The following is a 26,964-nucleotide window of genomic DNA, read 5'->3' as shown; positions in this document are numbered from 1 at the left end:
AATGGCAAATTATATTCGCTGGACAGTCGGGCAAGCCCAGGCCTTGTTTGAAAAACCACTGCTGGATTTATTGTTTGAAGCGCAGCAGATTCATCGTCAGCATTTTGACTCGCGTCAGGTGCAAGTCAGTACTTTGCTGTCGATTAAGACCGGTGCTTGCCCGGAAGATTGCAAATATTGCCCGCAAAGCTCGCGTTACAAAACTGGCTTGGAAAGTGAGCGCTTAATGCAGGTTGAACAAGTGCTGGCGTCAGCGAAAAAGGCCAAAGCCGCCGGCTCAACCCGTTTCTGTATGGGCGCGGCCTGGAAGAATCCCCATGAGCGTGACATGCCTTATTTGGAGAAAATGGTTGAAGGTGTCAAGGCCATGGGGATGGAAACCTGTATGACGCTTGGCTCGCTGGATAAACAGCAAGCTCACCGGTTGGCAGAGGCTGGGCTGGATTATTACAACCACAATCTTGATACCTCGCCGGAATTCTACGGCAGCATCATTACCACCCGCAGTTATCAGGAACGGCTCGATACCCTCAGTGAAGTTCGTGACGCCGGTATCAAAGTCTGTTCGGGAGGCATTGTCGGGTTAGGCGAAACTGTTCGTGACCGCGCAGGGCTACTGGTACAACTGGCGAATTTGCCCAAACCGCCTGAAAGTGTGCCGATCAATATGCTGGTAAAAGTGAAAGGCACGCCGATGGAAAATAACGACGACGTCGATGCTTTCGAGTTTATCCGCACCATCGCTATCGCACGTATCATGATGCCAACCTCTTACGTGCGTTTATCTGCCGGTCGCGAACAAATGAACGAGCAAACGCAGGCGATGTGCTTTATGGCAGGGGCTAACTCTATTTTCTACGGCTGTAAATTGCTTACCACGGCGAATCCTGAAGAAGATAAAGATCTGCAACTGTTTCGTAAATTGGGGCTGAATCCACAGCAAACCGCCACCGAGCAAGGGGATCGCGAACAGCAGCAAGTATTGACTGAGCAACTCTTGCAGCGTGACTCATTGCCCGGCGAGAGTACACAATTTTATAACGCGGCAATCTGATGAACTGGCAAAGCAAGATAGAGCAGGGGCTGCAACAGCGACGCGACGCCGCGGCCTACCGTAGCCGTCAGGTTAATGAGGGGGCGAGTGGGCGCTGGTTGCAATCAGCAGAACGGCGTTATCTCAACTTCTCCAGCAATGATTATCTGGGGTTAAGTCAGGATCCCGACGTGATTGCGGCGTGGCAGCAGGGGGCGCAACGCTATGGTGTTGGCAGTGGTGGCTCTGGCCATGTTACCGGCTATAGCCGGCCTCATGCCCAACTGGAACACCAATTGGCGGACTGGCTGGGTTATCCGCGTGCATTGTTGTTTATCTCAGGCTACGCGGCAAATCAGGCGGTATTGGCGGCGTTAACTGCCGCCGACGACAGGATACTGGCCGATAAACTCAGCCACGCCTCTTTGCTGGAGGCGGCTGCACACTCTCCGGCTCAATTGCGGCGCTTTGTGCATAATCAGCCCGATGCGCTACAAAACCTACTCGATAAACCCTGTGCGGGCCAAACATTGGTGGTCACCGAAGGCGTTTTTAGTATGGACGGTGATAGCGCTCCACTGGCTGCTTTGCAGCAAAAAACTGTGGCGGCGGGTGGCTGGTTACTGGTGGATGATGCGCACGGAATTGGGGTGTGTGGCGAAGGTGGCCGTGGTAGTTGCTGGCAGCAAGGGGTAAAACCTGAACTGTTAGTGGTCACTTTTGGCAAGGCATTCGGCCTAAGTGGGGCGGCAGTGTTGTGTCAGGAACCGGTTGCCGAGTATCTGCTGCAATATGCCCGCCACCTGATATACAGCACCGCGATGCCGCCAGCACAGGCTTGTGCGCTGCAAGTGGCACTATTACGTATTCAGCAAGGTGACGACTTGCGACAGCAGCTTCAGCAACGTATTGCGCAATTTCGGCGTGGAGCGGCAGACTTACCGTTGCAATTAGGGGCATCTGAAACCGCTATTCAGCCACTGCTGGTGGGTGACAATCAGCAAACACTGACACTGGCGGAGCAACTACGCGCCGAGGGGTTATGGGTAACGGCGATTCGCCCTCCAACAGTCCCGCCGGGGGGCGCCAGATTGCGTATTACCCTGAGTGCTGCGCATCAATATGATGATATCGACAGATTGCTGGAGGTGCTGTATGGCGTTTGTCGCTGATAATCCACGATTACCCTTGGTTGATAAACCGGCGATTGCGGCTGCATTTAGCCGGGCTGCTGGCAGCTACGACTCAGCGGCAAGTTTGCAACGGGAAACGGGGAATACCTTATTGGCGCTGGGTTATCAGCACCCTGGTGCGTCGGTGCTGGATGCCGGGTGCGGTACTGGCTATTTCAGCCGCCGTTGGCGTGAACGAGACAGATATGTTACTGCGCTAGATTTGGCCGCCGGAATGTTGGATCACGCCCGGCGACAGCAGGCTGCGGACAGCTATTTATTGGCTGATATTGAGAATATACCGCTGCCAGATCAAAGCGTTGATATTTGTTTTAGTAATCTGGCGCTACAGTGGTGTGCTGATTTACCGCAGGCGCTAGCTGAGTTATATCGCGTCACGCGAGTTGGCGGCATCATTCTGTTTTCTACCTTGGCAAAGGGGTCTCTTGACGAGCTGGGGCAGGCGTGGCAACAGGTAGATGGCCAGCGCCATGTGAATGATTTTCTCCCCTTTCAGCATATCAGTGACGCTTGTCAGGGGTATCGCCATCACCTGACAACCGAGTTATATCAGCAACAGTTTCCTGATGTAATTGCGCTTATGCGCTCTCTGCAAGGCATTGGTGCTACGCATTTACATCAGGGGCGTCAGTCTGGGTTAAGTGGTCGCCAGCGGCTGGTGGCCCTGCAACGCGCTTATAGCACCCAATCTGGCACCTACCCGCTGAGTTACCATTTAGTTTATGGGGTTATATATCGTGATTAAACGTTGGTTTATCACTGGCACGGATACCGATGTCGGTAAGACAGTTGCCAGTTGTGCCTTACTGCAAGCCGCAGCCCAGCAGGGCTATCGCACCGCCGGTTATAAACCGGTGGCATCCGGCAGCCAGATGACGCCTGACGGATTGCGCAACAGTGATGCTTTGGCGCTACAAGCAAACAGCAGTACGGCACTTAGTTATTCACAGGTGAATCCGCTCACATTTCTGGAGGCAACCTCGCCCCATATTGCCAGTGCCAGCGAAGGGCGTGAGATTGATTTGTCAGTTTTATCGCAAGGACTACAGCAGCTTGAGCACTCAGCAGAATGGATATTGGTCGAAGGGGCTGGCGGCTGGTTTACCCCACTGTCGCCACAGGCAACTTTTGCCGATTGGGTTTTACGAGAGCAACTGCCAGTAATTATGGTTGTTGGCATCAAATTGGGATGTATCAATCATGCTTTGTTGACCGCTTTGGCTATCCGACAAGCTGGGCTGAAACTGGTAGGGTGGATCGCTAATGAGGTGATACCTGCGGGGGGGCGACAAGTTGAGTATATGGCAACATTGACACAGATGATCAGTGCCCCGCGATTAGGTGTCGTCCCCTATCTGACGGACCTTGACGTGTATCCCATCACCCAGCGGCGTGATCTTGGTGGCTATTTGGATTTAGGACTTTTGGCTGAGGTGCCACTGAGCTGAATTTTTGACGGCGATATGACCCTAAAGGGCTAATAGACATTATTAGCCCTGAGTTTTTTGCGGAGTATGGCCGCTATCATCGGCTTTAGTTTGCATGAGGGAGAAACCACTCTGCGCCATATTAACTGGCCAAATGCGTAATAATCATCTCTTCATCCAATTGAGCCAATGTTCCTTGTGCCACATTTCGGCCATCGGCCATCAAACAGAATCGATCTGCCACATGCTGAATAAAGGGTAAACGGTGTTCAACCAAAAGTACCGTCAAACCCAGGCTACGACTGAGCTGATGTAGGATATTGCCAATATCCTCAGTCAACGGCGGTAAAATACCACTCCCCGGTTCATCAAGAATCAACAGTTCTGGCTCTGTCACCAGTGCTCTGGCAATGGCCAACTGCTGTTGTTGATTACGGGTTAGCTCCCCACCACGTTGGGTGCGTTTGTCATACAGTTGCGGGAATATATCAAAAATCCAGCCCGGAATTTGGCGCGACTTATGGCGGCCCGCCAGCACGGCTATCAGCATATTCTCCTCTACACTCAGTTGAGAGAAGATCTGCTGCCCTTGTGGTACATAGCCAATACCCAGAGCAGTACGCCCCTCAACCGGCTGCTGTAGCAAATTCTGCGGCGGTTCATGATTAGGTTGCCAGGTCATGGTGCCACTCTTAATTGGCAGATGCCCCATGATGCAATTAATTAACGTCGTTTTTCCTACGCCATTACGGCCAATCAGGCAGGTACACTGCCCACGGGGGATCTCGAGATTAATATCCCAAAGGATATGATTCTGTCCATAGTATTGATTCACAGCGGTTAAACTCAGCATCAGTGCTTCTCCTCAGTCGATCTCAGTAGTTCACAGGTGGCCCGGTGTTCTGTAACGGCTAGTGAAGGATTAACCAGCAAATCTGCATACTTGGTAGCGGCAGTACAGCATAAAACACCACACTTCTAACGGGTGGTTGTCGGTGTAAATTGAGGTGAAATGGGCGAATTGCGGCATTAAATGGCATCAACAGGCTATTTTTATCCTTAATCACCCTGCGATAGGATGATTTTTAGTCTATTAATGCGTTGCACCGCTTTAGACCATTTCCCCTTTAATCTCTCCGTTTCACAGAGATATAAAGCAACTCTTGGGCCAAGTTGCTATACAGAGAGTAAAATCTGTTTGTTAACAGGCTGTAAATGGTTTTAACGCGCAGCGTGGGGTAAAAATAGCTCAGCCTGGCGGGGGGCGAGCGTAGAGTGATGGCTAGCTTGCACTTAAGCGGTGCTTTGGTGGAGAAAATGGTGCAGTAGAAAAAGAGAGAGGTCAGAGGTCATTAGATACAGGTGTTAACTAGTGAAAATTATAGAATTAGCAAGCTACATAGTTAGCACTAATTGAAATATGCGGTGAAATAAAAATGTAAAAAAAACACTAAAAAAGCCAGTTAGTCCCCATTTATCCCCCAAGCTTTGCTTTTCGCCAACTCCCAGCCGCTGTGGGGTTGAATGAGTTATCCACCATTCCTGTGGATAACCTTGTGCATTAGCCATAGAAAACTGATGGCAAGCGAGAGCGGGCGCGGCTTGCGCTCCTGTTGTCCGCATTCTCTACTTTTTAATAATTTATTTTACTTTCAATGGGTTATTTAAAATCAAGCGCTGAAAAATCATAACTGGCGATGATGAGTGATCTTTAATCGATTAGTTATCACTAAAGTGTTTATGTTAACAGTTGGGGATAAAAACGCTTTTACAGTGCAGCTGTCGTTTAGATGTCACTGTAACGAGGCAAACAATCTCCTGGTGAAAGACATTCCTACATTTTGGTGCTTGAAGCTGGTTTTATATCCAGTATCATAGAGGTGGCAAAATTCTATGGGGCTTTCATAATTAGCCTCCTGATAGTGTGTGTTTCTCCAGTGGGTAGCAAATTCATGAGTAAATTATTCAAACTACATTCTGAGTTTAAGCCAGCAGGCGACCAGCCTGAGGCCATCCGTAAACTGGAAGAAGGGCTAGAGAATGGTCTGGCTCATCAGACACTGTTGGGGGTAACGGGATCGGGTAAAACCTTTACGATAGCCAATGTTATTGCTGATTTGAATCGCCCAACCATGGTGCTGGCACCCAATAAGACATTGGCAGCACAGCTTTATGGTGAGATGAAAGAGTTCTTTCCCGATAACGCGGTAGAGTATTTCGTCTCCTACTATGACTACTACCAGCCTGAAGCCTATGTCCCAAGCTCTGATACGTTTATTGAAAAAGATGCCTCGGTAAATGAGCATATCGAGCAAATGCGGCTATCTGCGACCAAAGCACTGCTGGAAAGGCGTGATGTTATCGTGGTGGCGTCGGTTTCTGCGATTTATGGTCTGGGTGATCCTGATTTATACCTGAAAATGATGCTGCATCTGACTAAGGGTATGATCATCGATCAGCGCTCTATTTTGCGTCGCTTATCCGAATTGCAGTACAGCCGTAATGATCAGGTATTCCAGCGCGGTACCTTCCGGGTGCGTGGTGAAGTTATCGACATCTTCCCCGCAGAATCTGATGAATGGGCGTTGCGGGTAGAGTTGTTCGATGAAGAGGTCGAACGGTTGTCCATCTTTGATCCATTGACAGGCCAGTTACAGCATGAAGTACCGCGCTTTACGGTCTATCCTAAAACGCACTACGTTACCCCGCGCGAGCGTATTTTGCAGGCCATGGAAGAGATCAAAGTCGAATTGGCCGACCGCCGTCAGGTGCTATTAGCCAATAACAAGTTGTTGGAAGAGCAACGTATTAGCCAGCGGACCCAGTTTGACCTTGAAATGATGAATGAGCTGGGCTATTGCTCCGGTATTGAAAACTATTCCCGCTACCTTTCGGGCCGTGGTCCAGGCGAAGCACCACCGACGCTATTTGACTATCTACCGGCTGACGGTCTGTTGGTGGTTGATGAATCCCACGTCACTATTCCGCAAATCGGCGGGATGTACAAAGGTGACCGCTCACGCAAAGAAACATTGGTGGAATATGGTTTCCGGCTGCCATCGGCACTGGATAACCGGCCAATGCGGTTTGAAGAGTTTGAAGCACTGGCACCACAAACTATTTATGTTTCAGCAACTCCAGGTAAATATGAGCTGGAGAAATCCGGTGGCGATATCATCGATCAGGTCGTGCGGCCGACGGGCCTGCTCGACCCATTAATTGAAGTACGGCCGGTAGCCACACAGGTTGATGACTTGCTGTCAGAGATCCGTATTCGTGCAGCGATTAACGAGCGGGTGCTGGTGACCACGCTGACCAAACGTATGGCTGAAGACCTGACCGAGTATCTTGGAGAGCATGGCGCCCGTGTTCGTTACCTGCATTCGGATATTGATACCGTTGAACGGGTAGAGATCATTCGTGATCTGCGTTTGGGTGAGTTTGATGTATTGGTGGGAATTAACTTACTGCGCGAAGGTTTGGATATGCCAGAGGTTTCTCTGGTCGCAATTCTTGATGCTGATAAAGAAGGTTTCCTGCGTTCTGAACGCTCTTTAATCCAGACCATTGGCCGTGCGGCGCGTAACCTTAATGGTAAAGCAATACTGTATGGCGACAGAATTACCGCCTCAATGGAAAAGGCTATTGGTGAAACGGAACGGCGCCGTGTCAAACAGCAAGCTTACAACGAAGAACGTGGCATCATTCCGCAAGGGTTGAACAAGAAGATTGGCGATATTCTGCAATTGGGCCAACCCTCTTCCCGTGGTAAAGGGAAAGGGCGGGGCGGCAAAGTGGCCGATCCCAATAATTATCACGCCTTGCCACCAAAAGCGCTTGATCAGAAAATCCGTGAGTTGGAGTCTAAAATGTACACCCACGCGCAAAATCTGGAGTTTGAGCAGGCAGCAGAACTGCGTGATCAAGTCCATCAGTTGCGCCAGCAATTTATCGCGATATCTTGATGCTCATCAGCCCTGCATTATGTGAGCGGTAAGCAATGGTGCGACAAATCGGGAATTTATGCTTGTCGCATCAACCTATCCTGATTAAGGTGTGCGACTAATAAAATCATCACCTAGATAGACTCAAATAACCTGGCGTTGCAGGTTGGTGGCAAACCCACAATTCAGCAGCCCCAAGTCGGAGAGTAAAAGTGCGAGATAAATAATGAGTGATCACTTGTCGAAAGATCCATTACACGGTATTACCCTTGAACAACTGCTGACCAAACTGGTTGAGCATTATGGCTGGGAGGAGTTGGCATACCGTATCAATATCAACTGTTTCATCAGCGATCCCAGCATTAAATCCAGCCTGAAGTTTTTACGCCGTACACCATGGGCTAGAACTAAAGTGGAGGCGCTGTATATCCATATGAATGACAGCGCAAGGTTGCAAGCTCAAACTCAAGCTAAGCCTCTTAGCTAGTTTGCCCCACCGAGCTGTTGCAGGGTGTTTTCCAGTGCCTGGCGCAGTAGCTCACGGTCATGGCGGTAAGGGATATCTTTTGCTTCCAGTGGCTGCTGGATAATAATCCTGTCTGTTACACCACTGATATCAATTTGTGGACTGACAATTGCCGCATCAATAATTTTGCGGCCAATCTTGCTTTCCATTATCGCCAGTTTTTCTTGCAACGATAGCGCGGCCGCCGCCACACTGAGTTCACGCCCCAGATTACCGATATAAATCATACTGGCAGAGCTGCGTCGTAAGGCCTGAGTTAAGTCATCTAGCAGTAACAAGGGCATCAGACTGGTTAAGAAACTACCTGGCCCAATCAAAATAACATCGGCCTGGCTAATTGCTTCCACGGCTTCCCGCGTGGCGTGAACGTGCGGTGACAACAACATCTCTTGTGGCATTTTTGCCAGTTGGTCGATATTCACCTCACCATAAACGGGGTGCCCTTCATGATCGATGGCCAGCAGATCGACCGGCTGCTCAGACATTGGGATGAGCCATGCCTCAACCTTCAGCAAGCTACGTACCAGATTGATTGCCTCGATAGGTCTGATGCTGAGATGGTCTAACGCTTTGAGCATTAAATTGCCCAGATTATGGCCCGAGAGTTCGCCATTACCGCTAAAACGGTATTCAAACATTGCCGAAGCCACACTCGGCTCAGTGATCAACTGATTAAGGCAATTGCGGGTATCACCCCAGGCAATCCCTCCTTCTGAACGGCGAATGCGGCCAGTCGAGCCGCCATTATCGGTGGTGGTAACAATACCTGTCAGGCGTGAACCCAGTGGCGAAAGGGCTGACATCACGCGCCCCAGGCCATGGCCTCCCCCTAAAGCAACCACTCGATCGAGATCCGCTAATGTGCGATTTCGCATATTTTTCCTGTCTAAATATTGTTGCCTGGCTCTAATAGCGTAGCTAAGGGTGAAATTGCTGCATAAGTTAACGGATTTGCCGCGAAAACGCGATAAAAGCCATTGTTTTAGTGATTTTAAACAAAGTATTAGCAACGGATTACAATAGACTGAATAACAGTGAGTTTTGTTAGATAAGTCGTTGTATATAAAAATATATAACGAAAAACAGCCATTGGCTATCCTGCCGTTTTAGCGTTAGAATCTCTAGGAAAAGTAGGGTTTTTAGCGACTCATCTGCCACTAAGCGCTTTACTTTTTAAACCATGGTTCGGTGGGCAGTAGGTAAACTGTCACTGAACATAAACTCCTAGCCTTGGCGTCTACGTTGTCTCGTCCGCGAACAATATGATGCTCTGGCCGTGGCTTTAAGCCACCAGGGTGCGAGGTAGAAATGCCTGCATCTCCCGTATTTGGAAAGGTGTTATGGTACAACTCACTGACGCATTTGCGCGCAAGTTCTATTATTTGCGCCTATCAATCACCGATGTGTGCAATTTCCGTTGCACCTATTGCTTGCCGGATGGCTATCGCCCCGACGGATTAAAAAGCTTTCTGAGTCTGGACGAGATAAGCCGCGTCAGCCGCGCCTTTGCTCTGTTGGGAACAGAAAAAATTCGTCTGACGGGCGGCGAACCTTCTATGCGGCGCGACTTCACCGATATCATCGCGACTATCAAACAAAATCCGGCGATCCGCACACTGGCAGTCACCACCAATGGCTACCGTTTAGCCCGTGACGCCGCCCAATGGCGGGAGGCTGGATTGACAGCCATTAACGTCAGTGTCGATAGCCTTGACCCGCGACAATTTCATGCCATAACCGGGCAGGATAAATTTCATCAGGTCATGCAAGGCATTGATGCTGCTTTCGATGCTGGTTTTGAGAAAGTCAAAATCAATGCCGTACTGATGCGTGATGTCAATGATCGCAATCTGAATGCCTTCCTCAGTTGGATAAAATCGCGACCGATTCAACTGCGGTTTATCGAATTAATGGAAACCGGCGAGGGGGGGAAGCTGTTTCGTCAGCATCATGTCTCCGGTGGTGTCATCCGCCAGCAATTACTCCAACAAGGTTGGCAACAGCAAGCGCGGGCGCGCAGTGATGGCCCGGCGCAGGTGTTTTATCATCCGGATTATCTGGGAGAGGTCGGGCTGATTATGCCGTATGAGAAAGACTTCTGCGCCAGTTGTAACCGCTTGCGTGTTTCAGCGCTGGGAAATCTGCATTTATGCTTATTTGGCGAGCAAGGTATTACGCTACGTGACTTACTGGGCAGCGATGACCAGCAAGATGAGTTAATGGCACGCATCCAGAGTGCATTGCAAACCAAGAAACAGACTCATTTTCTGCATCAGGGCAACAGCGGTATTACCCAGAATTTATCGTTTATTGGCGGTTGATAGCGGGCAACGTTAAGAACAGAAGAGAATATATGACCCAACTAACTCACATTAACGCCGCAGGCGAAGCCCATATGGTGGATGTTTCCACTAAAGCAGAAACTGTGCGCGAAGCACGGGCAGAGGCTTTTGTTGAAATGCAGGCCGCGACGTTGGCGATGATTATCGAGGGCAGCCACCACAAAGGTGATGTCTTTGCCACTGCGCGTATTGCCGGGATTCAGGCGGCTAAAAAAACCTGGGAATTGATCCCACTGTGCCACCCACTGTTGCTGACCAAAGTTGAAGTTCAACTGGAAGCACAACCAGAACACAACCGTGTGCGTATCGAAACTTGCTGTCGCTTGACCGGTAAAACCGGCGTGGAAATGGAAGCGCTGACGGCAGCTTCCGTTGCCGCCCTGACAATTTACGATATGTGCAAAGCGGTACAAAAAGACATGATAATTGGCCCGGTGCGCCTGTTAGCAAAAAGTGGCGGGAAATCCGGTGATTTTAAGGTGAACCCATGATTCAGATTCTCTTTTTTGCTCAGGTGCGTGAACTGGTCGGAACCGACAGCCTGCAATTGGCGGCGGAATTTCCCACTGTCGAGGCACTGCGCCAATCCCTGTGCCAACGGGGCGAACGCTGGCAATTAGCCCTTGAAGAAGGCAAATTACTGACGGCAGTGAATCAATCACTGGTCAATGTTCACCATCCGCTGGTGGCGGGTGATGAAGTGGCGTTCTTCCCGCCGGTGACCGGAGGTTGATAATGGAGCATACCCGTATTCGTGTGGGCACTGAGACCTTCAGTGTGGGTGATGAGTATCACTGGTTGTCACAGTGTGATGAAGATGGCGCGGTGGTGACCTTTACCGGCAAAGTCCGTAATCACAACCTGGGTGATAGCGTCAGTGCACTGACGCTGGAACATTACCCAGGCATGACAGAAAAGGCGTTAGCTGAGATTATTGATGACGCCCGCAGCCGTTGGCCTTTACAGCGTGTTAGCGTTATTCATCGGGTAGGGCCACTGTTCCCCGGCGATGAAATCGTCTTTGTCGGGGTGACCAGTACCCATCGCAGTATGGCGTTTGATGCGGCTGAATTTATAATGGATTACCTGAAAACAAAGGCACCATTTTGGAAACGGGAAGCCACAACGGATGGCGAACGTTGGGTTGAATCACGCGACAGTGATCATCAGGCGGCCAGGCGTTGGTAAATTGAGCGTAAACCAGTGTAAAGATCACTGCTAAATGTCTATTTTTACTCCCTTGTTGACTGTACTTCTGTGGTACCCTTAAAAAGTCGGTGGGCTGTCAATTTAGATGGCCTGTATCATTATTTATATGCATAAGGTAACTACCATGGATCGCTATCCACGCTCTAATGGTTCGATTGTCGAACGTGCCAACACAGGCATTCAGGCATACATGGCGCAGGTATACGGCTGGATGACCTGTGGTCTGTTATTAACGGCGGTTGTCGCTTGGTACGCAGCGAATACCCCTGCGATACTCAACTTTATATTTTCCAGTCAGATCACCTTTTTCGGGCTGATTATTGTTCAGTTAGGTCTGGTATTTGTTATTTCTGGCATGGTTAACCGCCTGAGTGGCTCGATGGCTACCTCGCTGTTTATGCTCTATTCCGCATTAACCGGTTTGACGATATCCAGCATTTTCATCATGTACACCAGCTCTTCTATCGCCAGCACATTCTTGATTGCTGCCGGTATGTTTGGTGCCATGAGTTTCTACGGCTATACCACCAAGCGTGATTTGAGTGGTATGGGCAGCATGCTGTTTATGGGCCTGATCGGTATCGTGTTGGCATCGATTGTTAACATCTGGCTGAAAAGCACGGCGCTAATGTGGGCAGTGACCTACATCGGGGTGTTAGTGTTTGTTGGTTTGACTGCTTATGATACCCAGAAGTTGAAAAACATGGGCTCACAGTTGGATGCCAATGATAAAGATAACTTCCGCAAGTATTCCATCGTGGGTGCTTTGACGCTGTATCTTGATTTCATTAACTTGTTCTTGATGTTACTGCGGATTTTCGGCAACCGCCGTTAAGCTGGTTGATTCAGGGCTGCGACGCGGCAAACTTGCTCGCCGTACGCTGCTCGAAATGCTCATTGACCGATGTCAACTGCGCTTTCTGCGCTGCGGGCGTCGGTCAATTTTTTGGTCTCGCAACTTGCTCGTTGTATAGGTTGATCAAAATTTTAAAGGACACCCCTGTGGTGTCCTTTTTGCTTTTGGTGAATGCAGGTAAGTCTTGCTACCGTTTAATGTCGCTATGCAATTTTCCGCCTAAACATCCCATAGGCGGCACTCCCCGTGGTGGCGGTTATCACGAGTAACGGCCACAAACTGTGCCAGATAATATCGAAACTGGCATCCTTGAGGTAAATCTGTTTGGTGATATCTGTAAAGTGGCGGATAGGGTTGATCCACGTAATATTTTGCAGCCAGATAGGCATATTCTCGACCGGCGAGACATAACCGGACAGCAAGATAGCGGGCATCATAAAAACAAACACGCCAATAAAAGCCTGCTGCTGAGTGGAACATAACGAGGAAATCAGCAAACCGAAGCCAACGAGCGACAAGCCGTAGAGCAGCATGGTGCCATAAAACAGTGCCAACGAACCAGCAAACGGAATTTGGTAAAAAAAGATACCGATAAACAAGACGATACTTGCCTGGAAAGTCGCGACAATCAGTGCCGGGACAGCTTTACCAATAAAAATCTGCCAGGTGGTTAGCGGTGAAACTAACAACTGCTCGAGTGTCCCTTGCTCCCGCTCACGAGCCACCGACAGTGATGTCACAATAAGCACCCCGATAGTCGTAATCATCGCAATCAATGATGGCACCACGAACCATTTGTAGTTCAGATTCGGGTTATACCAATTGCGGATGACCAACTCGCTGTTGTTGGGCTTTATCTGGCCTTGGGTTAATTCTAATTGATAATTTTGTACGATTTGCTGAATGTAATTGGCGGCAATTTGCGCGCTGTTGGAGTTACGCCCATCCAGCAATAATTGCAACTGAGTGGTTTTGCCATTAGCCAGGTCAGCACTGAATTGCTCTGGGAAACGTATCAAAAGCAGTGCTCGCTGGTTATCAATCACTGGCTGAATTTCTTGCGGGCTGTGGAGCAGTAAGACATGAGAAAAAGCCTCTGCTTTGGCAAAGCGTTGGGTCAGCTCTACAGATGCTTTCCCGCTGTCTTCGCTATAAATAGCAATGGTGGCATTGGTCACTTCCAATGTAGCGGCGAATGGGAACAAAATGACTTGTAATATGACCGGCATAATTAATATTGCACGTGTCTGTGGTTCCCGCAGCAGTGACTGCAACTCTTTGATAATCAATGTGTAGAGGCGGTGAAACATATCTTGCTTCCTTCCTTTAATCTAATCGGCGCCTAATCTAACCGACGATTAGTTTTCCATGCCGTCAGGCCGATAAATACGGCTGCTGAGGCGACCAGGAACAACAGGTTAATCACCAGCACGGTGCCGATATTCCCCGCCAGAAACAGGGTTTGCAGACTGCTGACAAAATAACGGGCCGGAATGATATAGGTTACGGCGCGCACGATAGCGGGCATGCTGTCAATTTCGAAAATGAAGCCAGACAGCATCACAGCCGGTAGGAATGCGGCATTCAAGGCCACCATTGCGGCGTTAAATTGATTGCGGGTAATGGTCGAAATTAGCAATCCCATACCCAGAGTGCTGGCCAAAAATAGGCTGGTCATAACAAATAGTATCCACAATGAGCCACGGAAAGGCACATCAAGGATAAATACCGACACCGCCATGCAGAGTGTCATGGCTATCATGCCCAGGACGTAATAGGGGATCAGTTTCGACAACAGCAACTCGCTGCGCGTGACCTGGGTCGACAGCAGCGCTTCCATGGTTCCGCGCTCCCATTCACGGGCGATCACCAGCGAGGTTAGAATCGCGCCGATAACCGTCATAATAATGGTAATGGCTCCGGGAATAATAAAATGTCGGCTGATGGCGGCAGGGTTAAACCAATAACGGACCTGAATCTCAATCAGAGGATCGTTTTTTTGCCCTAGGTTTTGCGCCTGTTGTTGTTGCCAGATTTGCCACACCCCTTGTGCGTAACCTTGCACAAAGTTGGCGGTATTGGGTTCACTGCCATCAGTAATCACCTGAATGGGGGCTTTACTTTCGGGGCGCGCAAGCTGCTGCGCAAAATCATTGGGGATCACAATTAGCCCACGAATTTTTCCGGCTTGCATCGCCTGAATTAGCGCCTGGCGATTATCACTGATTTGCGGTGAAATATAAGGTGAACTGGCGAAGGCGTTAGCCAGATCCTGAGCCGGTTTGCTCTGTTGCTCCATTAAAATGCCGACGTGCAGTTTGCTGGAGTCCAGATTGATGCCATAGCCAAAGATAAACAGCAGCAACAGCGGGATGACGAATGCGATCAATCCACTGCTCGGGTCACGCAGTATTTGCCGGGTCTCTTTACGGCATAAAGCCCGTAGGCGACGCCAGGAAAACCCCGTGTCCTGATAAGTTTCGCTCTCATTTACCGACGATTTATCCACTGGCAATAGATGTGGCTCGGTCATGACTGTTGCTCCTTATCATTTTGCTGATCATAGCGCTGCACCAGCCCAATAAAGGCCTCTTCCATGGAGGGATTAAGATTATTATCACTGGCAACCTGTTGTTTTAACTCATCCGGTGTGCCGGCTGCGATAATTTTGCCACGGTAAACCAGCCCGATACGATCACAGTATTCCGCTTCATCCATAAAGTGGGTGGTAACCATGACGGTGACACCTTTATCTACCATCCCATTGATATGCAACCAAAACTCACGGCGGGTGAGGGGGTCGACACCGGACGTTGGTTCATCCAGGAACAGAATGTCTGGTTCATGCATTAACGCGCAGGCCAATGCTAAACGCTGTTTAAACCCCAGAGGCAGTGAGTCCGGGGTTTGTTTGAGGATTGGGGTAAAGTTAAAGGCTGAGGTCATGTCAGCTATTTTATCGCGTTGTGTTTTGCCTTGCAGACCATAAACGCCGGAGAAAAACTTCAGGTTTTGTTCAACGGTCAGATTGCCATACAACGAGAATTTCTGCGCCATATAGCCCAAATGTTGTCGTGCTTTACCTGAACTGGTTTTCAGATCCATTCCCAGTACCAATGCTTTGCCTGAGCTGGGGACTAACAAACCGCACATCATTTTAAAGGTAGTGGATTTACCCGCCCCATTCGGACCGAGTAGACCAAATATCTCACCGCGTTTGACCTGAAAATTTACATGATCGGTAGCAGCAAAATCGCCAAATTTTTTGGTTAACTCTTGGGCTTCAATCACGGTCTCCTGATGGCTACCTGCGACTTTGGGCATGATCTTCGCCAACGCGGACTCACTGGCGGGGCCGCCCCCCAACAGGTCGATAAAGGCATCCTCAAAGCGCGGTTCTGCTTCAGTTATCTCGGCATTCGGTTGATTGAGTAGTGGCAATAGTTGGCTGTGATCCACGTCGGGTTTGAGGATTAACCGCACATACTTCCCCTGGATAACCCCATCACTCACTTGGGGCAATGCCAGCGCATGTTGTAACAGTTTACGGTTGGTCCCGGTTTGCGCTGCCAGCAAAATTGTGCGCCCACTCATCCGTTGTGTCAGGCTTTGAGGTGCACCGCTGTACAGCAACTTCCCTTCATTTAGCAACAACACTTCGCGGCATTGCTCTGCTTCATCCAGATATGATGTGCTCCACAGGATAAGCATGCCATCGCTCGCTAACTCATGCACCATGCGCCATAGCTCGCGGCGTGAAATCGGGTCAACGCCGACACCCGGCTCATCGAGCAACAGTACTTTGGGCTGACCGACCAGAGTACAGGCCAAGCCCAGTTTTTGCTTCATCCCGCCGGACAGTTTTCCCGCCAGCCGGTCAGTAAAGCGGGTTAAATCGGTAAACGTCAGCAGGCGCTCAAATGTTTGGCGGCGAAGCTCACCGGTAACCCCGCGTAGATCGGCATACAGCGTCAGGTTCTCCATCACCGTGAGATCTTCATATAAACCAAACTTTTGTGGCATATATCCGAGAATAGAATGTAACTGGCGATCGTTTTCTAACGGGTCCAGCCCGACCACCGTCATCTTGCCTTGACTGGGTTTGAGTAATCCGGCGAGCATACGGAGTAGGGTGGTTTTACCGGCCCCGTCCGGCCCAACCAAACCAGTGACTGCACCACTGCGGATCTCTGTCGTCAGGCTGGCGACGGCGGGGTTATCCAGTCCGGGGAAGCGTTTTTCAACACCCTCCAAAGTAATAAGATGCTGGATTCCATTCATAGCTCATGCCGCCTTAAGGTTGTGCGAAACGAACGGTGACGGGCATACCTTGTCGTAACGATTCATCGGGATCAGTGATAATGATACGTAAGCGATAAACCAGATCGGTACGCAGCTCAGGCGTTTCGACACTTTTAGGGGTAAATTCCGCCGTGGGTGATACGAAACCTATTTTGCCGTGATATGGCTTGTCCGGGCGGCCATCGGTAAATACGTCGACTTCGGTACCGGGAATGGCCTGATTCAAGTGGGGCTCACTGACGTAGGCCCGTACCCATACCGGATCGGTCAGTGACAGGGTAAATACGGTGTTACTGGCGGATAAAATGGTCCCCGGCTCAACCGCGCGAGTGAGTACGGTACCCGCTGATGGCGCGAGCAGGGTAGTGTCTTGCAGGTTGAGTTGAGCTTGAGCCAGTTCAGCTTCACTTTGGGCCAGATTTGCTTCGGCTTGCGCAATTTCCTGTGGCCGGTTACCACTCAAATATTGTGCGAGCTTATCTTTGGAGGCTTGCAGATTAGCCTGTGCTTGATTACGAGCAGTTCGAGCATTCTCTAGCTCGTTGGCCGAGGTGGCTTTACTTGCCCACAACCCTTGTTGACGTTTTAGGAAGCTATCGGCATAGCCAAATGCCGCTTCTCGCTGAGCAACTTCAGATTTTACCTGTGCTATCTCCTCGTCACGGTATCCTGCCTTCAATAAAGCCAACTGTGCTTGCGCGCTTTGAACATTGGCTTGCGCTTGTTTGAGTGCATTGAGATAAGGGCCGTCATCCAGTTTCCCCAGAACTTCCCCTGGCTGGATTTTATCCCCTTCATCGACAGCCAGAGACGCCAGCCGACCACCGACTCGAAAGCCTAAATTCACTGTGCGAATATCCACATTGCCGTACAGCGTCAATGATGCGTCGTGTTGTTGACGGTAGTAGTTCCAGCCATAACCTATCGCCGCCAGTAGGGCAACAATAACGACGGCCACTATAATCTTCTTGCGATTCATAATGCTCCCTATCGACCATGTCTATAGCTACAATTTTATAACGACCCCTTCAATACGCTCACCGTACTGATTTGTCCCGCAATCCGTAAAGCAGCAGGTCAATGTGTTCGATAAGTACCTGATTGATCATTTCACTTTCAGCCTCACCAATATCCAACCAACCAGCCTGGCGGCGGATAGTCTCGCGCCCCATGCGAAAGGCCAACACTTCACCAATCAAGGCATGGGTATGAAGAATCGTTTTGGTTGCACTGGCATCAGCACCAATAAATGCGGCCAGCAGCAGATTGAGTTTTTGGTGTAATGGCGCAATAGCCTGCACATGAATCAGTGGGTAAGCATCGCTAGGGGAGAGTTGCTCACGCGCCATGATTTTGCTCATATTCAACGTTTCTGGCTGGGTCATTAGATGGCTGAATTCCAGTAACCCACGACGAATAAAATGCAACTGTTGCTCGGCGGTTTGTGCGTGAATCGGTTGTTGGAGAAACTGGTCAATCTCTTGCGCCAGCGGTGAGAAGGCGTGCTGAATGAAATCCGCTATTTGTTGCGCGACCGCCAGATACAACCCTTCTTTAGAGTTGAAATAGTAGGTGATGGCCGCAATGTTCTGTCCTGCCCGCTGGGCGATATCCCGAGTTGTTGCCCCTTTCAGGCCTAACTCACCGAATAATTCGGTAGCCGCCTGAATCAATTGTTGGCGGGCTTGCTCACCACGACTGGTAACGGGCGTGGATAATATTAAGGAATGAGGTGTGGAATGAGACATCGTCACCATACTTAATAAATTGAAATTAGTTAAATGCTAAGAGGTAGTCGAACAATTAATCAATCATATGATTAACTTTAGGTCGTCCCAAAGAATATGTAAAGTTAGCGCGGATAAAAGCCTGGTTTTTGCGATCGGGGATGGATAAATGACAAGTAATAAATCAATTCTCTTGATGTTTGCGCTAATAAAAATCTTAAGAAATGTGTAAATATCCCTTTTCTTGCTAAAGATCTGCTACAATCAGCCGCAATGGTGCACTGCAGTTTGTGCCAATCCTCGTGGTAATGCCTCAATTCATGCCTCGTCTGATAATCTTCCCTTGAAACTGCACCTGACGATATCGTTGGGATTGGGAAGATCTGGAGCTTCTTGTAATATGTCATTTGATTCTCTCGGCCTAAACGCCGACATCCTGCGTGCTGTTGAAGAGCAGGGCTACCTTGTGCCGACACCGATTCAACGTCAGGCAATCCCTGTGGTACTGGAAGGCCGTGATTTAATGGCCAGTGCGCAAACGGGTACCGGTAAAACCGCTGGTTTCACCTTGCCATTGCTGCAACTGCTTAGTCAGGATCAACAGCCAATTAAAGGCCGTCGCCCGGTACGTGCGTTGATCTTAACGCCTACCCGTGAGCTGGCTGCGCAGATTGACGAAAACGTACAGAGTTACAGTAAATATCTGAAGCTACGTTCGCTGGTGGTATTTGGCGGCGTTAGCATTAACCCCCAGATGATGAAACTGCGTGGTGGTGTTGATATTTTAGTCGCGACGCCTGGCCGTTTACTGGATCTGGAACATCAGAACGCAGTAGATTTGTCCAAGATCGAAATTTTGGTATTGGACGAAGCTGACCGCATGCTGGATATGGGCTTTATTCACGATATCCGTCGCGTATTAGCCAAACTGCCCTCTAAGCGCCAGAACTTGCTGTTCTCCGCCACCTTCTCAGATGAAATTAAAGGTCTGGCGAGCAAGCTGTTGAACAACCCGGCTTCCGTTGAAGTAGCGCGCCGCAATACAGCTTCTGAACAAATTGCGCAAAGTGTTCATTTTGTGGATAAAAACCGTAAACGTGAATTATTGTCTCAGATGATTGGTGAGGGCAACTGGCAGCAAGTGTTGGTGTTTAACCGCACTAAGCATGGTGCTAACCATTTGGCTGAACAACTGAATAAAGACGGCATTACCTCCGCGGCAATTCACGGTAATAAGAGCCAGGGCGCGCGTACTCGTGCATTGGCTGATTTTAAAGACGGTAAAATCCGGGTTCTGGTAGCCACTGATATTGCTGCCCGTGGTCTGGACATTGATCAGTTACCCCATGTGGTTAACTATGAATTACCTAACGTACCAGAAGATTACGTGCACCGTATTGGTCGTACGGGCCGCGCGGAACGCACAGGTGAAGCGATTTCACTGGTTTGCGTTGATGAGCATAAACTGTTGCGTGATATTGAGCGTTTACTGAAGCGTGAAATTCCGCGCATCGCGCTGGATGGCTATGAGCCGGACCCAAGCATCAAAGCTGATCCGATTCAAAATGGTCGCCAGGGCCGTGGCGCACAACGTCCAGGAATGGGGCGTGGTAGCAGCGCAGGCCGTCCACAGAATGGTGGTGGTGCAGCCGGTCGCGGCGATAGCCGTAACAGTCGCCCACGTAGCCAGGCTGATGGTCAACGTCGCCCGGCTGGCCCTTCTTCACGTGGCCGTAGCAGTAAACCAGGCGAATAAGCGGTAATCCCTTTCGCTGATCAAACCGCTTCTTTGAGGCGGTTTTTTTTCATCTGAATTGACGTTCCTGCTGGGTTATTCCTTGTTTTACACCTCAATTCCCCCGTATCATTGCCGGTCTTTTTTACGTTTATACTGGGCGAGTGCGGATAATGGATCAGGGTAATTAGCATGCGGGTATTATTGGCGCCGATGGAAGGGGTATTAGATTCACTGGTGCGCGAACTCCTCAGCGAAGTGAACGATTATGACCTTTGTATCACTGAGTTTTTACGGGTGGTCGATCAACTTTTGCCAGCAAAATCCTTCTATCGTCTCTGCCCTGAATTACATCATCAAAGCCGTACTCCCTCCGGCACCTTAGTTCGTATTCAATTATTGGGTCAATATCCCGAGTGGCTGGCGGAAAACGCGGCTCGCGCGGTAGAACTTGGCTCATACGGTGTCGATCTCAATTGTGGGTGTCCTTCAAAGTTGGTGAATGGCAGTGGCGGTGGTGCCACATTGCTGAAAGATCCTGAATTGATTTATCAGGGAGCCAAAGCGATGCGTGAAGCCGTGCCTGCGCATTTGCCAGTCACAGTCAAAATTCGTTTGGGCTGGGATTCTGGCGCTCGTCAGTTTGAAATCGCAGACGCAGTGCAACAAGCGGGCGCGACTGAACTGGCAGTACATGGCCGCACCAAAGAAGATGGTTATCAAGCCGAACGAATTAATTGGCAAGCGATTGGCGAAATACGCCAGCGGCTGACTATCCCCGTGATTGCCAATGGTGAGATCTGGGATTACCAGAGCGCGCAGGAGTGCATGAAGGTGACGGGCTGTGATGCCGTGATGCTAGGGCGCGGGGCATTAAATGTACCGAATCTGAGCCGGGTGGTGAAGTATAACGAACCGCATATGGCTTGGTCTGAAGTGGTAAAACTGCTGCAAAAATATGTGCAGTTGGAAAAGCAGGGCGATACCGGCCTGTATCATGTTGCCCGCATCAAACAGTGGTTGGGTTATTTACGTAAAGAATATGCTGAAGCAACAGATTTATTCAGTGAAATCCGTGCGTTAAAAAACTCAAAAGATATTGCGTTGGCTATTCTGCGGGTATGAATTTTCTATTACTTATATATTAGCCATATAAATCCTAACCCTAAATATAGCTTAAACAAGAATAGTTATTCTTTTGATTTGTTTTAAGTATCGCGTTTATAGTGTGCCTGCATTTTAAATGCAGTATCTCGTTAGGCGAGGCTCCTATACAAACACAGGTTACTGATCTGACGACGTCCAGAGACGCCCAAGGTTAGGACAGGTTATATCGGATTAAGGTATAACCCAAAGTAACTTCTGAGAAATCAGATACGTTGTATAGTGCTAAAACTTAGACACGGAGATAGCCATTGAGCACTCTCTAATCTGGTTACGCCCCTATGTGAGGACTGTTTAGTTAATTTATAACAGTAATAGGGTCATTTATGAGTTCACATTTCGATTTAGCAATACCAAAGCAATCCAATCAAGGCGAGGATAAAGAGTCCACCTTAGGTGCCTATATGAGCGATACTTATATTACGGTATCGGCTGATATGTCAGTCACTGAGGCTAAAGCCTATTTCTTGCAGAATATCTCAGATAGTGAAATACCAACGCAATTGTTGGTAACAAATGGCAATCGGCATTTGGTCGGCTTACTCTCGGTTAAAAATCTACTGACGGAAGAACAGCCTGATATAAAAGTATTTCAAATTATCAATCAGAGTTATTTCTCGGTATCTCCGGAGCAGGATCGTCATGAGGCGGCAAGTTTACTGGCAAAAAGCGGCCTGGATATTGTTCCGGTATTAAGCCACGGAAAATTAGTGGGGGTATTACGGGCGAAAGATATTGCCGAATTGATCGAAGATGAAAATACTGAGGATGCCCAACGGCAAGGAGCCAGTTTGCCTCTCGACGAGCCTTACTTGCAAACTAGTCCGATAACATTATGGCGTAAACGCGTTATATGGTTATTACTGTTATTTGTGGCAGAAGCTTATACCGGAACAGTATTGAAAGCGTTTGAAGAGCAATTGGAAGCCGCTATCGCGCTGGCTTTCTTTATTCCATTACTGATTGGAACCGGTGGTAACAGTGGTACGCAAATTACCTCGACTCTGGTACGGGCCATGGCTTTGGGGGAGGTGAGTCTGCGCAATGTGGGGGCGGTATTGCGTAAAGAGGTCTCTACTTCTCTGATGGTGGCAACGACGATTGGGCTGGCGGCCTGGATCCGCGCTTGGTTCCTGGGCGTAGGGATGGAAGTCACCATTGTGGTGAGCTTAACTGTTGTTGCTATCACCGTGTGGAGTGCCATTGTCTCTTCTATTATTCCGATGGTATTAAAACGGATGTCAATTGATCCTGCGGTGGTCTCCGCACCTTTTATTGCTACCTTTATTGATGGTACCGGCCTGATTATTTACTTTGAAATCGCACAATTAGTGATGAGTGATTTGGTATAACAGGCTGACAATGAAAAGGCCGTGCGCGGCCTTTTCTGATAAATATCACTGCTATTTCTTCTTACGCCCGATAAACTTTGCAATACCCAATAGGAATACTGCACCAACAAGAATCAGCAATGCGTCAACCCAGAAGGTTAGTGATGCTAGATTTTCATCATGAATATCCGCTAAACCTGCCGCTATTAGAAATACACCAAAGAGAATACCAAAGATTGTTGTTCCCATATAAATACCTATGAATCAGTTTTATATCCGTCATACTTCAAGCTGCATTGGCTACGTTCAATCACCCGAATCACTTACTCATGTAAGCTCATCGGGGTTAATGAGCCTCACCCTGCGGGCAGCATAAATGCTGTTCAAATCGGTTTCCGACCGATTTGTCTCTCGCTTGCCGACTTCCTGCAACTCGAATTATTTAGGGTATATCTAAAAATTATGTTGGCAATTATAGGGTAATAATTAGTCTAGCAAGCGTTTTTTTTGTCATTATTGATAATCTGTTTAGATTTATAGCGCTAATCTTTCCGCCAATTAACGTCACATCCCGCGTAATTTAGCAAAATTGAATTATCCTGACCTAAATTGAGCCACGATGGCTGCTTGCTTATTTTATAAACAATCACTATCTTTCAAAATAATGCTCACAATAAGTCTTTGTTCCTTTCTTTGAAAAGTGTTTACCGGTGAGTAGCAATTAGGCAGCTTTAATCTTTGTAACAATCATTTGAAGAATGTGTGGTGCGCCGTGCATTACTGTAATTTATAATGCGCCAAACCAACCACAATCACTCCCGACAACCTATCTAAGCTGACGAATATGCATGTGAAAATCCGTTTTGCACTATTAAGTTTTTTGCTTTTATCTACCGGTATCAGTGTTGTTCCTTTAGCCTCTGCCAGTGGTGGGACGGCTGAAATTAAAGGGAAAACGCCCTTGGAACTGGCATCCGGCAGCGCGATGGTGGTTGATTTACAAACAAATAAAGTGATTTACGCTAACAATGCTGATGAAGTGGTACCCATTGCGTCAATCACCAAACTGATGACCGCAATGGTGGTGTTGGATGCCAAATTGCCACTGGATGAGATTATCTCAGTAGATATTCATCAAACTAAAGAAATGAAAGGGGTATTTTCTCGGGTTAGGGTAAACAGTGAAATCAGTCGCAAAGATATGCTGCTATTAGCATTAATGTCATCGGAAAACCGCGCTGCGGCGAGTCTGGCGCATCACTATCCCGGAGGCTATAACGCATTTATTAACGCAATGAATGCGAAAGCGAAATCTTTGGGAATGACCAAAACACGTTATGTTGAGCCAACAGGTCTGTCGATTGATAATGTCTCGACCGCGCATGATTTGACCAAGTTGCTGGTGGCGACCAAACAATACCCGCTGATTGGGCAACTAAGCACTACCACTGAGAAAATGGCAACTTTCCGTGACCCTGATTATACGCTGCCATTTCGTAACACTAACCATTTAGTTTATAACGATAAATGGAATATTCAGCTCACTAAAACCGGCTTTACGAATCAAGCTGGGCACTGTTTGGCAATGCGGACCGTCATTGGCAATCGTCCTGTAGCTCTTGTGGTGTTAGATGCCTTTGGTAAATATACGCATTTTGCCGATGCAAACCGCCTACGCAGTTGGATGGAAACCGGTAAAGCCGCGCCGATCCCTGGGGCTGCCAAAAGCTATCGTCAGCAAAAAGATGGGCAAGGGCGTTTAGCTCAGGTGTCGGAATAGGTAGAGAACACAGTCAGTAGATAGCAGAATTTGCAGACGGGCTGCAAATTCTGCTTAAAGCAATTGGCGGATATTTACATCTCTCTGATAATCATTAGAAAATCAATTTAAACACACCAGTAATCGTCAACAACCCGACAATAAAAATAATGGCGATAATCCACAGTATTATTTTCATTCTGTCTCCCAGACTTAGCATTAATACCGACTAACATTTGTTAGCCGCACCAACCTCGTTGGCTCTAGACTATGACTATAGTTTGTTTGGCAGAATTCAGGAGATAGAGGACTTGAATTCAGATAATGCCTAATTCGACTTGATATGGAGCCCAGTATCGGGGTGATATTATTCTTTCTGCCAGGATTTACGTTTTGAGGTTTTACCAATCCCAGGATTAAAGCTGTTGGTTGGGTCTATCTGTTGGTAAAAATCCTTTAAGGCTGGTTTGGCTATATAGAGATGCCCCACATTGTGCTCAGCCGGATATTCCGCCCCTTTGTCATTCAGCAGTGCCAGCATTTTTTGTTTTAATGCCTGAGTATCAACACCTTTTTTCACAATATAGTCCTGATGGAAGACATGGCACAAGAAATGGCCGTAATAGAGTTTGGCGACCAGGCATTGGTCTATTTCTGCCGGGAGGGTCTCAAACCATTGTTCTTCATTGCGCGGTAGCGCAATATCCAGAGCCAGAATATCCTCCACTTTATCAGCGTGAACAGCGTGATAGCGCACAGCAGCACCTGCTGCGGCAAAGCGGTGTAAAAAGGCTTTTTTGCCTTCATCAGCGGTACAGGTAATGAAGTTACCTTCCGCCGTCGCAAAAAAGTCCTTCAAAAACTGCTGTGCTTCAGGAATACCTGCACCTGACATTTTAAGCATCAAATGATGCTCATATTTACTCCGATATGTTTTGAGGCGTTTAGGTAAATGGTTGGGCAGTACCTGGCTGAAGCCTTGCATTATTCGATCAGTTAAATGGTCGATTAAAAAAGGAACTTTGCTAAGCCGCGCATCAATTTTGCCCTTTAGGGTAAAGAAACGAGGCATATTATTGGTACCCATGCTATTTATCATGACAAAGGTATCTTTGCCGTACACTTCAGCAATATCAAAAATATCGCGATGCATATATTCACCAGCGACGGGCAAATGTTTAAAGTCACGTAAAATTGCACGGCGTAATTCAGTCAATACCTGAGTCTGATTGGTGCCGATATAAAAGACTTGCTGTTGTTTTTCACTGGGAAAAGTGTCAAGCCGTACTGCAAATACGGCCAATTTACCGGCACATCCCGAGGCTTCAAATAATCGTCTTGGATCGGCATTGAAACGTGAAGGGGTTGGCGCATCAATATCTCTTACTCGCGTAGCATATTCGTGGTCGGAGGTTTGTTGTGTACCTTGTGCAATATCGCTGGCACGATATTTACCCCGTTCCAGCCGTTGCAAAATCTCTTCTGGCGTATTGCCTAAATTAATCCCTAAATGATTGATTAACTGTAACTCACCCTGAGCATCAATCTGTGCGTACAGTGCCATTTCGGTGTAGGCAGGGCCTCTTTGAACCAATGACCCCCCTGAGTTATTACAAATGCCCCCCACCACCGAGGCACCGATGCAAGAGGACCCAATGACCGAATGGGGTTCACGATCATAAGGTTTCAGACGTTTTTCCAATTGATTCAGCGTACTGCCAGGAAAACCAATAACCTGCTTTCCATCATTTAATAGCTGGATTTGATTGAGGCGCAAAGTATTTAATATAACAATGGGTCGATCATAATCATTACCACTGGGGGTTGAGCCTTCTGTCAGCCCGGTGTTCGCTGCCTGCATGATAACAATGGTATCGGCGGCCACACAGGCTTGTAGCAACTGCCATTGCTGTAATAACGTTGAAGGAAACACTACCGCAAGAGCAGATCCTGTTCCTGAGCGGAAACCCGTACGATAACGCTCTGTCTGCCGTTCGCCGGTTAGCAAGTAGCGCGCACCCACAATCTGCTGCAACTGGTTCAGCAAGGTTTGCCTTTTTTCATCATTGGATTGATTCATTGGTGCCGCTCCCTGTAATGGCATTGACTTTTGTTAGCATTCATCCACGTATCGGCTGATAGCAAACCGCTCTTCGGATGCCATGAAGTAAACATGAGGGAGGAAAGGGTTTCCTGATGAATCGTTTGCTTTGTGAGCTAGCTCTCGTTATTAGTGCTTAAATTGTCTTCAACCTTCATCATTCCCGCCGTTTAAACATTACTAACATTAATGATTTATCAGAAAATTATTCAGCGTATCAAGGCTAGGTTGAGTCATTGGGATATTGATAAGTATTTTGATCATTACGTGATGAGGTATAGGATCGAGTTTAATGATTACACTGATTAGTAAGGC

General features: G+C 48.4%; 25 protein-coding genes and 2 riboswitches. Of the genes, 15 read left to right on the top strand and 10 right to left on the bottom strand.

Translation table 11 applies throughout. The features are described from left to right. Position 1: 1 nt before the first annotated feature. The 4 genes from bioB to bioD are packed head-to-tail and all read left to right on the top strand — an operon-like array spanning position 2 to position 3,674. On the top strand, positions 2-1,054 hold the full coding sequence (bioB, locus tag V1953_RS14520; RefSeq protein ID WP_083159536.1) for a biotin synthase BioB: 1,053 nt from the start codon (positions 2-4) through the stop codon (positions 1,052-1,054). Then, complete coding sequence (gene bioF, locus V1953_RS14515) at positions 1,054-2,205, top strand: 8-amino-7-oxononanoate synthase (RefSeq protein WP_372568876.1); 1,152 nt, start codon at positions 1,054-1,056, stop codon at positions 2,203-2,205. The genes bioB and bioF overlap by 1 nt, the downstream gene beginning before the upstream one ends. After that, positions 2,189-2,971 (top strand): malonyl-ACP O-methyltransferase BioC, encoded by a 783-nt coding sequence (bioC, locus tag V1953_RS14510; protein ID WP_083159532.1) that lies wholly within the window; start codon positions 2,189-2,191, stop codon positions 2,969-2,971. Before bioF ends, bioC begins: the two co-directional genes overlap by 17 nt. After that, complete coding sequence (gene bioD, locus V1953_RS14505) at positions 2,964-3,674, top strand: dethiobiotin synthase (RefSeq protein WP_102970446.1); 711 nt, start codon at positions 2,964-2,966, stop codon at positions 3,672-3,674. Before bioC ends, bioD begins: the two co-directional genes overlap by 8 nt. Positions 3,675-3,795: 121 nt before the next feature. Here bioD and V1953_RS14500 read toward each other — a convergent pair whose 3' ends face one another. Further along, positions 3,796-4,506 (bottom strand): ABC transporter ATP-binding protein, encoded by a 711-nt coding sequence (locus V1953_RS14500; RefSeq protein WP_083159528.1) that lies wholly within the window; start codon positions 4,504-4,506, stop codon positions 3,796-3,798. A gap of 1,099 nt (positions 4,507-5,605) precedes the next feature. Here V1953_RS14500 and uvrB point away from each other — a divergent pair. Both uvrB and V1953_RS14490 read left to right on the top strand, forming a co-directional pair. After that, positions 5,606-7,618 (top strand): excinuclease ABC subunit UvrB, encoded by a 2,013-nt coding sequence (gene uvrB / locus V1953_RS14495; protein ID WP_050087533.1) that lies wholly within the window; start codon positions 5,606-5,608, stop codon positions 7,616-7,618. Positions 7,619-7,823: 205 nt separating this feature from the next. After that, complete coding sequence (locus V1953_RS14490) at positions 7,824-8,084, top strand: VF530 family DNA-binding protein (RefSeq protein ID WP_083159526.1); 261 nt, start codon at positions 7,824-7,826, stop codon at positions 8,082-8,084. Here the strand turns inward: V1953_RS14490 and V1953_RS14485 are convergent. Then, entirely contained in the window at positions 8,081-8,998 is a 918-nt protein-coding gene (locus tag V1953_RS14485) for a gluconeogenesis factor YvcK family protein (RefSeq protein ID WP_083159524.1), read from the bottom strand. The genes V1953_RS14490 and V1953_RS14485 overlap by 4 nt on opposite strands. Before the next feature lie 334 nt (positions 8,999-9,332). Further along, a riboswitch (molybdenum cofactor riboswitch) is annotated at positions 9,333-9,477 on the top strand. On the opposite strand from V1953_RS14485, the gene moaA reads away from it, so the two are divergent. The 5 genes from moaA (at position 9,464) to V1953_RS14460 (ending at position 12,509) form a co-directional block, all read left to right on the top strand. Then, positions 9,464-10,444, top strand: a complete 981-nt coding sequence (moaA, locus tag V1953_RS14480; RefSeq protein ID WP_102970445.1) for a GTP 3',8-cyclase MoaA — start codon at positions 9,464-9,466, stop codon at positions 10,442-10,444. (Overlaps the previous riboswitch by 14 nt.) A gap of 32 nt (positions 10,445-10,476) precedes the next feature. Next, a complete protein-coding gene (moaC, locus tag V1953_RS14475; RefSeq protein ID WP_372558386.1) occupies positions 10,477-10,956 on the top strand; it encodes a cyclic pyranopterin monophosphate synthase MoaC in 480 nt (159 codons plus the stop codon). After that, positions 10,953-11,198 carry a molybdopterin synthase sulfur carrier subunit gene (moaD, locus tag V1953_RS14470; RefSeq protein ID WP_032907188.1) on the top strand — a complete coding sequence of 82 codons (246 nt, stop codon included), beginning with the start codon at positions 10,953-10,955 and terminating at the stop codon, positions 11,196-11,198. Before moaC ends, moaD begins: the two co-directional genes overlap by 4 nt. A gap of 2 nt (positions 11,199-11,200) precedes the next feature. Beyond that, positions 11,201-11,653, top strand: a complete 453-nt coding sequence (moaE, locus tag V1953_RS14465) for a molybdopterin synthase catalytic subunit MoaE (protein WP_193784695.1) — start codon at positions 11,201-11,203, stop codon at positions 11,651-11,653. Positions 11,654-11,798: 145 nt separating this feature from the next. Continuing rightward, positions 11,799-12,509, top strand: a complete 711-nt coding sequence (locus tag V1953_RS14460) for a Bax inhibitor-1/YccA family protein (RefSeq protein WP_083159520.1) — start codon at positions 11,799-11,801, stop codon at positions 12,507-12,509. Positions 12,510-12,733: 224 nt separating this feature from the next. Here V1953_RS14460 and V1953_RS14455 read toward each other — a convergent pair whose 3' ends face one another. The 5 genes from V1953_RS14455 to cecR are packed head-to-tail and all read right to left on the bottom strand — an operon-like array spanning position 12,734 to position 18,580. Further along, entirely contained in the window at positions 12,734-13,840 is a 1,107-nt protein-coding gene (locus V1953_RS14455; protein ID WP_083159518.1) for an ABC transporter permease, read from the bottom strand. A gap of 32 nt (positions 13,841-13,872) precedes the next feature. Next, on the bottom strand, positions 13,873-15,063 hold the full coding sequence (locus tag V1953_RS14450) for an ABC transporter permease (protein ID WP_083159516.1): 1,191 nt from the start codon (positions 15,061-15,063) through the stop codon (positions 13,873-13,875). Continuing rightward, complete coding sequence (locus V1953_RS14445; RefSeq protein ID WP_083159514.1) at positions 15,060-16,811, bottom strand: ATP-binding cassette domain-containing protein; 1,752 nt, start codon at positions 16,809-16,811, stop codon at positions 15,060-15,062. Before V1953_RS14445 ends, V1953_RS14450 begins: the two co-directional genes overlap by 4 nt. Positions 16,812-16,824: 13 nt before the next feature. Beyond that, complete coding sequence (gene hlyD / locus V1953_RS14440; protein ID WP_083159512.1) at positions 16,825-17,811, bottom strand: secretion protein HlyD; 987 nt, start codon at positions 17,809-17,811, stop codon at positions 16,825-16,827. 58 nt (positions 17,812-17,869) lie between these two features. Then, a complete protein-coding gene (cecR, locus tag V1953_RS14435) occupies positions 17,870-18,580 on the bottom strand; it encodes a transcriptional regulator CecR (protein ID WP_442851077.1) in 711 nt (236 codons plus the stop codon). 379 nt (positions 18,581-18,959) lie between these two features. Here cecR and rhlE point away from each other — a divergent pair, with 379 nt between their 5' ends. The 3 genes from rhlE to mgtE all read left to right on the top strand — a co-directional run bounded on the left by rhlE (position 18,960) and on the right by mgtE (position 22,810). Further along, positions 18,960-20,315 carry an ATP-dependent RNA helicase RhlE gene (gene rhlE / locus V1953_RS14430; RefSeq protein WP_083159508.1) on the top strand — a complete coding sequence of 452 codons (1,356 nt, stop codon included), beginning with the start codon at positions 18,960-18,962 and terminating at the stop codon, positions 20,313-20,315. A gap of 171 nt (positions 20,316-20,486) precedes the next feature. Beyond that, a complete protein-coding gene (gene dusC, locus V1953_RS14425; RefSeq protein ID WP_083159506.1) occupies positions 20,487-21,419 on the top strand; it encodes a tRNA dihydrouridine(16) synthase DusC in 933 nt (310 codons plus the stop codon). Between the two features lie 120 nt (positions 21,420-21,539). Then, positions 21,540-21,709: riboswitch (M-box (ykoK) riboswitch) on the top strand. Between the two features lie 75 nt (positions 21,710-21,784). Continuing rightward, positions 21,785-22,810 (top strand): magnesium transporter, encoded by a 1,026-nt coding sequence (gene mgtE, locus V1953_RS14420; RefSeq protein WP_083159504.1) that lies wholly within the window; start codon positions 21,785-21,787, stop codon positions 22,808-22,810. 51 nt (positions 22,811-22,861) lie between these two features. Here mgtE and V1953_RS14415 read toward each other — a convergent pair whose 3' ends face one another. Continuing rightward, a complete protein-coding gene (locus V1953_RS14415; protein WP_005189574.1) occupies positions 22,862-23,038 on the bottom strand; it encodes a hypothetical protein in 177 nt (58 codons plus the stop codon). Positions 23,039-23,633: 595 nt separating this feature from the next. Here V1953_RS14415 and pbpG point away from each other — a divergent pair. Then, the gene (pbpG, locus tag V1953_RS14410; RefSeq protein WP_083159502.1) at positions 23,634-24,569 is read left to right on the top strand and encodes a D-alanyl-D-alanine endopeptidase; all 936 of its coding nucleotides are present in this window, start codon (positions 23,634-23,636) and stop codon (positions 24,567-24,569) included. Positions 24,570-24,663: 94 nt separating this feature from the next. On the opposite strand, the gene V1953_RS14405 is transcribed toward pbpG, so the two are convergent. Then, a complete protein-coding gene (locus V1953_RS14405; RefSeq protein WP_017346848.1) occupies positions 24,664-24,747 on the bottom strand; it encodes a membrane protein in 84 nt (27 codons plus the stop codon). A gap of 168 nt (positions 24,748-24,915) precedes the next feature. Then, positions 24,916-26,628 (bottom strand): D-lactate dehydrogenase, encoded by a 1,713-nt coding sequence (gene dld / locus V1953_RS14400; RefSeq protein WP_372568880.1) that lies wholly within the window; start codon positions 26,626-26,628, stop codon positions 24,916-24,918. Between the last annotated feature and the right edge of the window lie 336 nt (positions 26,629-26,964).

The organism is Yersinia sp. 2541 StPb PI (genome assembly GCF_052217145.1).
In the GTDB taxonomy this organism is placed as follows: Bacteria; Pseudomonadota; Gammaproteobacteria; order Enterobacterales; family Enterobacteriaceae; genus Yersinia; species Yersinia enterocolitica_E.
Note: the sequence above shows the minus strand (reverse complement) of the source record. Positions and strands in the feature narration are given on the sequence as shown.

Excerpts from the sequence above, each read along its gene's own strand:
- bioB (WP_083159536.1), top strand. The coding sequence starts at position 2 with ATGGCAAATTATATTCGCTGGACAGTCGGGCAAGCCCAGGCCTTGTTT.
- bioF (WP_372568876.1), top strand. The coding sequence starts at position 1,054 with ATGAACTGGCAAAGCAAGATAGAGCAGGGGCTGCAACAGCGACGCGAC.
- bioC (WP_083159532.1), top strand. The coding sequence starts at position 2,189 with ATGGCGTTTGTCGCTGATAATCCACGATTACCCTTGGTTGATAAACCG.
- V1953_RS14500 (WP_083159528.1), bottom strand. The coding sequence starts at position 4,506 with ATGCTGAGTTTAACCGCTGTGAATCAATACTATGGACAGAATCATATC.
- uvrB (WP_050087533.1), top strand. The coding sequence starts at position 5,606 with ATGAGTAAATTATTCAAACTACATTCTGAGTTTAAGCCAGCAGGCGAC.
- V1953_RS14490 (WP_083159526.1), top strand. The coding sequence starts at position 7,824 with ATGAGTGATCACTTGTCGAAAGATCCATTACACGGTATTACCCTTGAA.
- V1953_RS14485 (WP_083159524.1), bottom strand. The coding sequence starts at position 8,998 with ATGCGAAATCGCACATTAGCGGATCTCGATCGAGTGGTTGCTTTAGGG.
- moaA (WP_102970445.1), top strand. The coding sequence starts at position 9,464 with ATGGTACAACTCACTGACGCATTTGCGCGCAAGTTCTATTATTTGCGC.
- moaC (WP_372558386.1), top strand. The coding sequence starts at position 10,477 with ATGACCCAACTAACTCACATTAACGCCGCAGGCGAAGCCCATATGGTG.
- moaD (WP_032907188.1), top strand. The coding sequence starts at position 10,953 with ATGATTCAGATTCTCTTTTTTGCTCAGGTGCGTGAACTGGTCGGAACC.
- moaE (WP_193784695.1), top strand. The coding sequence starts at position 11,201 with ATGGAGCATACCCGTATTCGTGTGGGCACTGAGACCTTCAGTGTGGGT.
- V1953_RS14460 (WP_083159520.1), top strand. The coding sequence starts at position 11,799 with ATGGATCGCTATCCACGCTCTAATGGTTCGATTGTCGAACGTGCCAAC.
- V1953_RS14455 (WP_083159518.1), bottom strand. The coding sequence starts at position 13,840 with ATGTTTCACCGCCTCTACACATTGATTATCAAAGAGTTGCAGTCACTG.
- V1953_RS14450 (WP_083159516.1), bottom strand. The coding sequence starts at position 15,063 with ATGACCGAGCCACATCTATTGCCAGTGGATAAATCGTCGGTAAATGAG.
- V1953_RS14445 (WP_083159514.1), bottom strand. The coding sequence starts at position 16,811 with ATGAATGGAATCCAGCATCTTATTACTTTGGAGGGTGTTGAAAAACGC.
- hlyD (WP_083159512.1), bottom strand. The coding sequence starts at position 17,811 with ATGAATCGCAAGAAGATTATAGTGGCCGTCGTTATTGTTGCCCTACTG.
- cecR (WP_442851077.1), bottom strand. The coding sequence starts at position 18,580 with ATGTCTCATTCCACACCTCATTCCTTAATATTATCCACGCCCGTTACC.
- rhlE (WP_083159508.1), top strand. The coding sequence starts at position 18,960 with ATGTCATTTGATTCTCTCGGCCTAAACGCCGACATCCTGCGTGCTGTT.
- dusC (WP_083159506.1), top strand. The coding sequence starts at position 20,487 with ATGCGGGTATTATTGGCGCCGATGGAAGGGGTATTAGATTCACTGGTG.
- mgtE (WP_083159504.1), top strand. The coding sequence starts at position 21,785 with ATGAGTTCACATTTCGATTTAGCAATACCAAAGCAATCCAATCAAGGC.
- V1953_RS14415 (WP_005189574.1), bottom strand. The coding sequence starts at position 23,038 with ATGGGAACAACAATCTTTGGTATTCTCTTTGGTGTATTTCTAATAGCG.
- pbpG (WP_083159502.1), top strand. The coding sequence starts at position 23,634 with ATGCATGTGAAAATCCGTTTTGCACTATTAAGTTTTTTGCTTTTATCT.
- V1953_RS14405 (WP_017346848.1), bottom strand. The coding sequence starts at position 24,747 with ATGAAAATAATACTGTGGATTATCGCCATTATTTTTATTGTCGGGTTG.
- dld (WP_372568880.1), bottom strand. The coding sequence starts at position 26,628 with ATGAATCAATCCAATGATGAAAAAAGGCAAACCTTGCTGAACCAGTTG.